Origin of the sequence: Mesorhizobium sangaii (genome assembly GCF_014207355.1) — a bacterium.
Classification (GTDB): Bacteria; Pseudomonadota; Alphaproteobacteria; order Rhizobiales; family Rhizobiaceae; genus Mesorhizobium; species Mesorhizobium sangaii.
In genome coordinates this window covers 548,154-559,344 of sequence record NZ_JACHEF010000004.1, presented here as the reverse complement: position 1 = coordinate 559,344, position 11,191 = coordinate 548,154, and the positions used below count along the sequence as shown (strand labels likewise).

The following is an 11,191-nucleotide window of genomic DNA, read 5'->3' as shown; positions in this document are numbered from 1 at the left end:
GGCAAGATCGGCGTGACGGCGACGGTGACGGATGCGGATGGCGATACGGCAAGCACCGGCGTGATCAACGTCGGCGGCGCGGTGACCTTCCTGGATGATGGCCCGTCGATCACGATCACCGGCGTAGCGCCTGCGCTAAATGTCGACGAGAGCTATCTGACCGCGGCGACCAACGGCATTGCCGGTTCGGGCGTCGGCCCGGCAGGATCGGCCACGGACACGCAGAATTTTGCCGGTGTGTTCACGGCCGTGCAAGGCGCCGACGGTGCCACTACCAGCTATGGTCTGAGCATCTCGGCTCCGGGCGTGACCACCAACCTGATCGACAGCGCCACCAACACGGCGGTAGTGCTGACGCAGAGTGGCAACACCGTGTCCGGCTATGTATCCGGGCACAGCGGGGATGTGGCCTTCCTGGTGTTCACGCTGAGCACCAACACGGCGACCGGCGCGGTAACGCTGACACAGGACCGTGCGGTGCACCAGAACACTGTCGACAACCCGACCGACAGTTCCGAAGGCATCAACCTGACCTCGGGCCTGGTAACGCTGACGGCAACGGTGACGGACAGCGACGGTGACACGGCCTCGCAGTCGATCGACCTCGGTTCCAAGGCCTCCTTCCATGACGACGGACCCTCGCTAGGTTCCTTTACCTCGGGGACGATCCCGAACGAGGTGGGATCTGTCGCCGGCTTGTTCTCGCTGGTGCCGGGTGCCGACGGGATCGACCATTTCAGCATCACGGGACCGGCGATCGCGGGCATCGTCTACAGCACAACGACCGCCGCGGATGGCGCCACTACGCTCCATGCGAATGCCGGTGCAACCGAGGTGTTTGATCTCACCGTAAGGCCGGATGGAACGTACCAGTTCGACCTCCTCAAGCCCGATGCCGGCACGACAATAACCTATTCGCTACAGAACCTTCCCGCTGGCGGACCAAACTGGCGCGAAACCACCGATGGCCATATCGAGTTTTCAAGCCCAGGCGGGATCAACTCCAACAATAACGGATTTGGCGTCGCAAACACGTTCGTAGGTGGGAATGAGAGCTTCACCATGGAGTTCCACACTGCCGGAACTGGAGTCGGCACGGACAATCCGGCCAGCACCAATGCCGAGTTGAACGACTCCGTGAGTTTGGTGGTCAATTCGCTGAACGGTGCTGGGGGAACCTACCACTGGGTTGCGACCAATACTCTCACCAATGTAACCACGTCCGGTGACATATCCATCACGGCCACCGGAACATTCGTGATTGATCCGTCTATCAGCTTCAACCAATTGCAGGTCAGCGCGGTCAACGTTTCAGGGCAAGGCGCTCAGTTCTCGAACATCTCCCTCACGCATAACGTTTTGCCACAGGATCAGAACTTGGCCTTTACAGTCTCCGCGACCGACAAGGATGGCGATACCACTGGCACGCAGCCACTCACCATTCACGTGGTCGCGGGAGATGGATCCAACAACTTCGCTCTTACTGGAACAGCTGGTAACGACGTGATCGCTGGAAGCTCGCACACCGACACGATCTCAGGCGGCGCAGGAACCGACATTGTCGACTACACCGGGAGCCTGGCCGCGATTTCGATCCATCTGGCTGATGACGGACATGCAGCCGGGGCACCTGTGACATTCACCAACCCGGGACTTGGCACCATCGGCGGCGGCGATGCCACCGGCGATACCCTTACCGGCATCGAGGGCCTGATCGGTGGTTCCGGCGATGACTACCTGTTCGGAAACTTGTCAGCCAATTATCTTGCGGGCGGCGGTGGCAACGACACCCTCAATGGTGGCGCAGGCAATGACACACTGATCGGCGGCGCGGGCAACGACGTCCTGATCGGCGGTGCAGGCCAGGATACAATGACCGGCGGCACCGGAGCCGACACGTTCAAGCTCGACGGTCTGGACATCAAGGACCTCATCACCGACTACAATGGCGGTCAGGGCGACAAGATCGACCTTACGGCCCTGTTCGACTCGACTCCTGCGAATGTCGGCAACTTCGTGAACTACGACGCGGGGACGGGCACGCTCAGTGTCGACACCAGTGGCTCGGGAAATCCGGCCAATTTTGTCGAAGTGGCGCAGCTCACAAACCACCCCGTCGCCAGCACGATCACGCTGCTCTACGACGACGGCGTAACCCAGCACACGACGACGGCAAACCAGGTTTAACGGCATGGCGCTCGGTCACGCGACTATGTTATACATTGCTAATATCGAGGGGAGCTCATCCATGAATCGTTCTGCAAGACTGCTGGTTTCCGCTGCGACGCTGTTGCTGGCAGTCGGGTCGACGGGTTATGCCGCCGACATCATCGAGGGTCCCGCGGTCGACTATTGTCGCGTCGCCGGGACGTCCAACCTGGTCCTTACCGACAACATCGTCGACCTCAAGGACCAGGTGGTCAAGCTGATGGACGAGTCGGTCGCGGTCGCCAACAGCTCGGAATGGATCAACTCGTCCCGGCCCGTCTTCGTCTGGGCGTCGGAGGCCAAGGTCGCTTGCGGCATGGCCTACGGCTACCTGAAAACCAACTATCGCGACGAAGATACCCTCAACAAATGCGAGTGCTTTCACGATCGCATGGTCGAGTACATGCACTGACCGGATAAGCGAACCGACGCCTGTTGGCCATCATGATAGCCGGCGGATCCTTTTTGGGGGCGATCGCCGCAGCGATCGCGTTGGCCGGCTTTGGCCAGGCTGTCACGCCGGCCCGCGCCAACTGGCTGGAACGACCTTTCGTGGAACAACGGCAGCCGTCCGAGTTGACGCGGCCGACGCACTGCGACGCGGCTACGAAATGGACTCGGCAGACCTTCAAGGCGTTTGCGAGCTGTCAGGCATCGATCTATGGCCTTGAGCCGGTGCTGGCGCATGCCGTGATGGAGATCGAAAGCGGGTTCGATCCTGACGTGCAAGGCGCCGACGGCGAAGTCGGCCTGATGCAGGTGATGCCGGCGACCGCGCGAATGCTCGGCTTTCGAGGCTCCCTCGACGACCTCAGCGCGCCGGCGACCAACATCGCGCTTGGGGTCAAATATCTTGCCCAGGCCAACAAGCTGGCCGCGGGCGACCTGTGCACCACCGTCATGAAATATCGCGCCGGGCACAATGAAAGCCGGTTCTCGGCACTTTCGGTCCGCTACTGCCAGCGCGCGCGAGCGATCCTGGCAAGGCAAGGGATTGAAGTGACCGGGCCGTTGCCGGTGGCGACATTCGGCTTCTCCGCATTTCCGTCGGGAGGAGAGGGTGGGGCTCCAGCCCAGGGAAAGGGCGTTCGCGTGCGCCGCGTGTTCGTGCCCGGGCCACGATACATGAAATGCGCCGACTATCGGACTGCCGGACAAGCAAGGCAGATCAGGGCGCTTAGAGCCAGGCTTTTCGAAGGCTAAAGAAACTACAGACGGCACGGCAAGTCCGCCGTAACATGCGTTGAAGACCAGGCCGGGAAGAATACCCGGCGGCACATTGGGTGGAGCAATCATGGAATCAGGCCGACAAGGCCGCTGTCTGCGGACATGGGCAATCGCGTTTGCGCTCGCCACGACATTGTCAGGCTGCCAGTCGAAAGGCGGTGTTTCCGAGGTGCTTGATCCGGCGGCGATTGCCGCGCCTGGCGGGCAAACTGGCGACGCGGGTGCCGGTCCTGCCCAGGCGGCCCAGTCGCTGGGCACCGGTTCGACAAAAATCACGATGCTGTTGCCATTGTCGGCTCCCGGAACGGAGGGGGAAAACGGCAGGAAGATGCTCGATGCCGCCAAGCTGGCGATGACGGATGTTGGCAATGGATTGCTTACGCTGACGGTAGAGGACACGAAAGGCGACAGCGCACAGGCCGGCAAATTGGCGATAAGTGCGATAACGACGGGGTCGAAAGTGGTGATCGGCCCGACCGAACTGCCGGCAGCCCAGCATATTGCCACGCTGTCGGGGTCGAAGCGTCCACCGGTGCTGGCGCTTGCCGACAATTTCGCAGGCGGCGCCGGGGTTTATGCCGTGCGCCTCAGCGAAGCCGACAGTGCCGCGGCGGGCGCTGCGGGGCTCGCTGCCAAAGGCGGCAAGAAGTTCGTGTTGCTTGTCGCGGAAGGCTCTAACGCCAGTGCCGTGGAGAAACGGGTCGCCAACGGCCTCAGCATCTATGGTGCGACGCTTGCGGTCACTGTCCCGTATTCGGCCAGCGACGGTGGCGCGAAGGCTGTCGACGAAATGGGCTCGCTCGTGGACACTCCCGACGCCGTGATCGTCGCCAATGGCGATGGCAGCCCATCGCCTATCCTTGCCGCCCTCAGATCAAAGGGCATTCCGGGAAAGGCAATTTCCGTCGTCGGAACCAACCGGTGGCTGGAGCACCCCATGGATCCGCTGTTTGAGGGGGCATATATCGCCACGCTCGATCAGCGCGAAACCGGACCGATCGCCGACCGCTTCAGGGCGACATACAACTACCCGGCCGACGTCAATGTGGCCTATGCTTATGATATGGTTGCCTTGACAGCGGGGGTTGCCAGTGCGGTCGGGCCTGATGGCTTCAGCAAGCAGGTTCTCGAAAATCCAAACGGGTTTCGTGGGTCGACAGGTCTGTTTCGGTTTCGGGCTGACGGATCCAGTGAACGATCGATGCCGTTTTACCAGATTCAAAAGGGCGCGCTCAAACTGGTTGCGAAATCAACGTCGGGTTTCTGATCGGCCTTGGGAACCTGGTCAATCTGAGGGGCAGACTGGCCGATGGGTAGACTGGCTGATGGTTAGGTTGGGCCGTAGCCGCCTGGCGATTGCGCTGGGAAGCCTCCTGCTTCTGGCCGGGGTACTGCTGATCATTCAGGCCGGGACTTTGCTTTCGGTCGATCGGCCGGTCCTTGCCCCTTCGCAAAATAGCGGGTCGCAGCCAACCCGAGTGGCTGCGTCCATCGTCGAAGCATATCGACGAGAACCCGCGCGCAAGATTGCTCAAGACCTCATCGCTCCACCGCAGCTTGATCCTGTGCAACTCGAACGGGTCGAGCCCCGTCCGCCGCTGACCGACCTTGGTTTGGCTGTGCCCCCGAAGACACCGATGCCGGACGATTGGCGTGAGGTGCTGCTCTTTCGCCCGGCTGCCGCAACGTCCGCGATCTTCGTGTCCATGGGCCGGACGGTGATCATCAGCGGGGTGCAGGGCATCGACCTCGACAGAACCTGTTCGTTTCACGATGTCACCTGGCCGTGCGGCGAGCGTGCACGTGCCGCCTTCAATTCCTGGGTCAGGGGACGCGGGCTGAAATGCTTCGTGCCGCCGGACGTCGAGCGTTTTGCCATCGCCGCCCCGTGCAGGCTGGGCAAGCAGGACGTCGGCGCCTGGCTTGTGTCCAACGGCTGGGCCACGGCGCTGCCGAGTGGCATCTATGGCAAGGCGCAAGTGACCGCCCAGGGCGCGGGGATGGGCATTTTCGGTCCGCCGTAATAGGCTGCGAGACTCAAAGAACCGGAGCAGCGCGGTCACCGAAGCCGCCGTTGATTGTTCAGCGGTCGCCGGCATTCCATTGATTAACCTTTAGCGCGCAAATTTCGTGGGCAGGGCGGTTGCTTGAACAGTATTGGGTCTCATAGATCAAATTGTATGGTTCTCGGAAACTGAAAATGCTGTACGCCGGCCCTATGCTGGCTGATCTGACAGGAGATTAGCCAATGGCACAAACCACAGCGACCGCCTCCGCGCAGGCATGGAGAAGCGCCGCATGGCTGACCTTCCTAGGAACAGCCGGGAGCCTCGGCCTTTCCCTGGGATTCAACTACCTGCTTCTGTTCAGCGACGCGTTCACGCCGTTCGGGCGCAGCATGATGACCGCCGTGCTGCTGCCGGTGGTCATTGGTCTGCCGCTTTTCGTACTGATCGGCTGGCAGCAGATCCAAATCCGCGCCTGCCGGCAGGAACTCAACAGGTCCGGAACCTATGACAGGTTGACAGGCTGTCTGAACGGGCCTGTCTTCACATCGATGGTCGAAAGAAGAGCAACAAGGCCATCGGCGCCGGGACCACGCTCGGGCGCCTTCCTGGTCATTCATTCGGAACATCTACGGTCCATCAACCTGCGCTTTGGCCTTGAATGGGGCGACGAGGCTTTGCGGCTCATAGCCTCAACCATACAATCATCAGTACGCGCCGATGATCTGGTTGGACGCATAGGGACTTCGATGTTCGGGGTCTTCCTCTCAGGCGCAACCGAAGCAGAAGCCAAGGAAATCGGCGAGCGTATCCGCACGCGTGTCGCGCAAGTCTATTTCGCACCAAAGGGAACCGAGGATGCGCTGACCATCAAAGTCGGCGGTGTGATGTTTGAGAAAGAGATGGAGTTCGCGGACATGTTCCAGTTCGCCGAACAGGGCGTGTCAGACACCCAGGATGACGCCAGGTTTGAATTGAAGCATCTCAACAGCTGACGGCTTTCGAGCAGCCTATGGCTATTTTTCCCGCATCGCGCGGCGGAAGTTCTGCGTGATCGGCTCGGCGAGGTAAGAGAGCACGGTGCGATCACCGGTCCGGATCATCGCCTCGCTCGACATGCCGGGCAGCAGCTTGCGGCCCTCCAGCTTGGCGAGTTCACTCTTATCGATCAAGACGGTTGCGGCGAAATACGGTGCCCCGCTGCGCTCCTCCACCATGCGGTCAGCCGACACGATCTCCACGACCCCGTCGAGCGGCGGCAGGTTGTAGCGAGCGAAGGCCGGGAAGCTGACGCGCGCGGGCTGTCCGGGGGCGATCGTCTCGATATCTTCAGGTTTGACCATAGCCTCGACCACGAGTTGTTGTCCGAGCGGCACGACTGTCATCAATGTCTCGCCGGGTTTCACGACACCGCCCGTCGTGTGGACCTTCAGGTCCATGACGATGCCGTCAACCGGTGCGACGACATTGGTACGGGTCAGCACGTCCTTTGCGGAACGCTCCTCCTGCCTGAGGTCAAACAACTCCGCCTCGACCTTGCTCAACTCCTCGACGGCCTCGTTCAGCCGCACTGTGGCGAGGTTCAAGATTTGCATGTCGATCTCGGCCATGGCGCTTCTGGCACGAGCGATTGCAGCGGTGTTGGTCGCGCGCTGCCCCTCGATCTCCCGCTGTTGTCGTTTGAGCAACAGGTTCCGCTCGCGCGTGGTCAGCCCCTTCTTGAGCAGCCCCTCGAGGTCTTTGCTTTCACCTCCGATCGCCTCGATCTGCTTGTCCTCGGTGACGATGAGCTCCTTCAGTCCATTTATCTCTTCCTGTATCTGGTTGTGGCGCTGGCTCAGAATTTCCCGCTCGTCCGTCAAGTTGTGGTGCTTCGCCGAGAAGACGTCACGCTGTGCGGCCACCGCGTCCCTTGCGGCGGTGGCGGGGTTTGCGAGCAACGCCGGATCGAACTCGATCTCGGCCTTGCCGTCCCGCTCAGCCCTAAGACGCGCGGCCAGTGCGTCGCGCGTTGCTATCCGGTTCTGGATCAGGTCAAGCTGCGTCTTTGCCTGTGTGTCGTCGAGCCGGATGAGGACCTTGCCCGCCTTGACGATATCACCGTTGGCGGCGTTCAGCTCCGCGATGATGCCGCCCTCGAGGTGCTGGATGAGCTTGCGGTCGCCGGCGACCTTGATAACGCCCGGTGCCACTGCGGCGCTGTCCAACGGCGCAAGCGCCGCCCAGCCGCCGGCCACGCCGAAGAACAGGAACATGATAGCGAACCCGGTGCACGTCACGCCCGTAAGACGCAGGGGTAACGGTTCCAGCAGGGCCGGTGGCGTCACGGGCAACGGCACGACGTTCAATTCTGGGGAACGGCTCATGCTTCTTTGACTTCCTTGACCACTTCGAGGGTTGGCAGCGAGGCTCCGATTGGCATCTGGGTCACCTTGCGGGCGCGGTTGGCAAGTTCGTTGAAGACATAGTCGCGCGGGCCGAAAAGGTCTTGCTGGCCCCGGTTGAGGACCAGCACCTTGTCGACCTTCGCCAGGATGTTCGGTCGGTGCGCGATCAGGACGATGGTCGTGCCCGCCGCCTTGACCGCGCTGAGGGCTGCGATCAATGCGTCCTCGCCATCGCGGTCGAGGTTGGAATTGGGCTCGTCCAGAATAAGGAGTGGCGGGTCGCCGTAGAGTGCCCGCGCCAAGCCGATGCGTTGGCGCTGCCCGCCTGACAGCACCGCGCCGGATTCGCCGATCTCGGTGGCGTAACCCTTAGGCAGCCCCTTGATCAGTTCGTGAACTCCCGACAACAGCGCGGCCTTGACCACGTTGTTGAAGATCGGCGGGGTGAGCTGCGCGAAGCGGCAGATGTTTTCGGCGACGGTACCGGCGAAGAGCTCGATGTCCTGCGGCAGGTAACCGACATGATGACCACGGTCCTCCGCCGCCCATTGGGCAACGTCCATGCCGTCCAGCAACGCACGCCCCCCGGATGGACGCCAGGCACCGGCCAGTATTCGCGCCAGGCTCGTCTTGCCGGCCGCGCTCGGGCCGATCAACGCCATTGCTTCACCCGGATTGAGCCGGAAGCTGATCCCTTTCAGAATCGGCTCGCCACCCTGTCGGGCAAGCACGAGGTCGTCGGCCTCAAACCGCCCCTTCGGACGTGGCAGTGGCAGAACCGGTGTGGCCTCCGGGTGCTGTCCGGCGACCGCGGTGAGACGCCGGTAAGCGGCACGCGCTCCGACCGTGGCCTTCCACGTGGCGATCGCTTGTTCGACCGGGGACAAGGCGCGACCCATGAGGATCGAGGCGGAGATCATGATGCCGGCCGAGGCCTCGTTGCGAACCACCAGATAGGCACCAAGGCCCAGTATGGCCATTTGCAGGGCCAGCCGGTGACAACGCGCGATGGCAGCGATGACGCCGCCACGGTTGGCGGCAAGGACTTGCCCCTTGTTCGCCTCGTCCTGCTGCGCCTTCCAGCCCTCCAGCAGTGGCTTTAGCATGCCCATCGCCTGCACCACCTCGGCGTTTCGGATCGCAGCCTCAGCCTGCGTGTATGCCCGCGACTGTGCGCTTGCGGCCTCGGTCAATGGCTTGCGCGTGAGGTATTCGTTGAGCACCGCCAAGGCGAAGAGTACGACCCCGCCGACCAGCGCCAACCAACCCAGCCAAGGGTGCATGAGGAATATGGCGGCGAAAAACAGAGGTGCCCAAGGCGCGTCGAGGATGGGGAAGATGCTTGGGCTCGTGAAGAAATTCCGCACTTGATCCAGGTCGCGCAGCGGACGGGCGTTGGCATGTCCGGGCGCCGAGGCGGCATATTCGACCGATGCGGTCAGCAGAACTGGTGCCAACCGCGCGTTCATCCACGATCCGACTTTAGCCAGAAGGCGCCCGCGCACCACTTCCAGCCCCGCCATCGCGGCGAGTGCCGCTGCCGCCATCAGCGATAGCATCACCAGCGTCTCCAGGCTGTGGCTGGACAACACCCGGTGGTAGACCTGTAGCATGTACAGTGCCCCGGTCAGCATCAGCACGTTGATGCCGGCGCTGAACCAGATAAGCGGCCGGATGGCACGTCTGGCCTCTTTCATCACCACTCGCAGGGCAGGGGGCTGTTGGTTGGTTTTCATCGATCATATCTCTGGCGTGGTGCGGCAGATTCAACCCTTCGTGCAGGCTCCCGCTTCGTGCCCAGATGGCGGGAGGCAACTTTGGCTGCCTCCCGTAGCGCAGTGATCAGGCGACGACGTCAACGGGTATGTGCTGCGTCCCCGTCGTATCGGCGTCCGCGTCCGCGATCTGGAACGCGAAGTCGAGGTTGGCATTCAATGTCCCGGACGTCGTCTGCACGAAGCCGATGTCCACGATCTTGAGGACATCGTTATCCTGCGCCTCCCAAGCTTGCGTACCACTGCTTGCGCCTTCGATCGGGATGGTGTTGGGGTTGTCGGTGATCCCGTTCAGGTTAATCGCAGAACCTGTCAGCCCGTTGCCGGATTGCATGATCTGCATCCCCTGAATTTTGAAGTTCTCACCGGCGGCGAGGTTGTAGTCGTTGCTTTCGATAATGAGGAGGGCGTCGTTGTTGCCGAGCGTGAACTCGCTGTTGTACGGGGACGGCACCCCGCCGGTCGAAAGCTTGAAGAAGTCTTGGTTCTCGACGAAGATCGACTTCGTGGTCTTGACGTCGTCGGCGGTGGATGCTGTGCCTTTGTCATCGATCAGGTCGAGGACCACGATAAGGTCCTCGGAGTTCCCGATACCGTCGAACTTGAGGGCGACGCCGGACACAGAGTCTGTCGGGGTGGTTTTCTCTGTACCACCACCGGGGGCACCGGGGTTCACGTCCCCGAGAATGTTCTCGTTGAAGAACCGCAGCGTCAGGAGTTCGTTCTTCTGGATCGTGTCACCTGCGACACCGTTCGTGGATTGGGTTGCCGACACCCAGTCCTCGAAGCTGCTGGTGACGAACTGGCCGTTGTTATAGGCAGTGTCGAGAGGCGATCCGTCCGGTGCGCCGTCACCTGTGCCGTTGAAGCCGAAAGGAGAGCCGGCAGGGTTGGTGTTCGCTGTGAACTGCACATAGAACCCGTTGGTGTCGGTCGTGCCGTTGTTGAGGTCAAGTTCCGTCACCACGAGTTCCGGGTGTCCGGTGTTGCCGGGAGGCGCCTTCCGCAACAGTTCGGAGGTGTGCAGCACATTGAAGCTGAACCCGTCGATCGGGTCCGTCAGGGTGATGCTGTAGGTATCGGCGGCCTTGTTGAAGGTCAGGGTGCCGCCCGCCGTAGCATCCTGTATGCCAGCCGTGATCGGGTCCTTGTCATAGAGGAACGAGAAGGTGAATGTTGCACTGGCGGCGTCCTCCGACGTCAGTGTCGCCACCGCTTGGGTAATGCCGGGGGTGCCGGGGTTATCGACCGTGCCGGTCAAGCTGATCTGGACACCGGCAAGGGCTGCGTTGGTGTCGACAAAGTCGGAACCACCGCCAGTGTAGAATGTGGCGTTGTGAATGTCTTTGCCGATGTCGTACCCGAAGGCTCCGGTAGCCGTTGCGTTCAGCACGTTGTGCAGAGTTTCGTGCTCGATAGCTGGGGTACCGGGGTCACCGTCGAACGGCACCGTGATCGTCGGGCCGTCGTCCTGGAACTGCACGGCATCGCCGATACCGGTCGAACTGGTCGCCGTGTCGCCGTCACCGTCGGTGACCGTCACCACCGCCAGCAAGGCGCTGTCGGTGATGTTCACCGTTTCGTCGTG

At 61.8% G+C, this 11,191-nt stretch carries 8 protein-coding genes and 1 pseudogene; 6 read left to right on the top strand and 3 right to left on the bottom strand.

The window, feature by feature from the left end; all coding sequences use genetic code 11:
* The 6 genes from HNQ71_RS22800 to HNQ71_RS22775 all read left to right on the top strand — a co-directional run.
* The coding region (locus HNQ71_RS22800; protein WP_184874848.1) for a DUF5801 repeats-in-toxin domain-containing protein at nucleotides 1-2,187 on the top strand (2,187 nt) is incomplete at its 5' end.
* 61 nt (nucleotides 2,188-2,248) lie between these two features.
* Nucleotides 2,249-2,620: a hypothetical protein gene (locus tag HNQ71_RS22795; RefSeq protein WP_184874847.1), complete on the top strand. Its 372-nt coding sequence runs from the start codon at nucleotides 2,249-2,251 to the stop codon at nucleotides 2,618-2,620.
* A 32-nt stretch (nucleotides 2,621-2,652) separates the two neighbouring features.
* Nucleotides 2,653-3,411: a lytic transglycosylase domain-containing protein gene (locus tag HNQ71_RS22790; RefSeq protein WP_184874884.1), complete on the top strand. Its 759-nt coding sequence runs from the start codon at nucleotides 2,653-2,655 to the stop codon at nucleotides 3,409-3,411.
* A 91-nt stretch (nucleotides 3,412-3,502) separates the two neighbouring features.
* Nucleotides 3,503-4,702, top strand: coding sequence for a type 1 periplasmic-binding domain-containing protein (locus tag HNQ71_RS22785; RefSeq protein ID WP_184874846.1), 1,200 nt, complete (start codon nucleotides 3,503-3,505; stop codon nucleotides 4,700-4,702).
* 58 nt (nucleotides 4,703-4,760) lie between these two features.
* The gene (locus HNQ71_RS22780) at nucleotides 4,761-5,459 is read left to right on the top strand and encodes a thermonuclease family protein (protein WP_184874845.1); all 699 of its coding nucleotides are present in this window, start codon (nucleotides 4,761-4,763) and stop codon (nucleotides 5,457-5,459) included.
* A gap of 224 nt (nucleotides 5,460-5,683) precedes the next feature.
* The gene (locus tag HNQ71_RS22775) at nucleotides 5,684-6,436 is read left to right on the top strand and encodes a GGDEF domain-containing protein (RefSeq protein ID WP_184874844.1); all 753 of its coding nucleotides are present in this window, start codon (nucleotides 5,684-5,686) and stop codon (nucleotides 6,434-6,436) included.
* Nucleotides 6,437-6,457: 21 nt separating this feature from the next.
* Here the strand turns inward: HNQ71_RS22775 and HNQ71_RS22770 are convergent, their stop codons facing one another.
* The 3 genes and pseudogenes from HNQ71_RS22770 to HNQ71_RS22760 all read right to left on the bottom strand — a co-directional run.
* Nucleotides 6,458-7,807, bottom strand: coding sequence for an HlyD family type I secretion periplasmic adaptor subunit (locus tag HNQ71_RS22770; protein ID WP_184874843.1), 1,350 nt, complete (start codon nucleotides 7,805-7,807; stop codon nucleotides 6,458-6,460).
* Entirely contained in the window at nucleotides 7,804-9,564 is a 1,761-nt protein-coding gene (locus tag HNQ71_RS22765) for a type I secretion system permease/ATPase (protein ID WP_184874842.1), read from the bottom strand. Before HNQ71_RS22765 ends, HNQ71_RS22770 begins: the two co-directional genes overlap by 4 nt.
* Before the next feature lie 106 nt (nucleotides 9,565-9,670).
* Nucleotides 9,671-11,191, bottom strand: a pseudogene (locus HNQ71_RS22760) (DUF5801 repeats-in-toxin domain-containing protein); the annotation flags it as partial.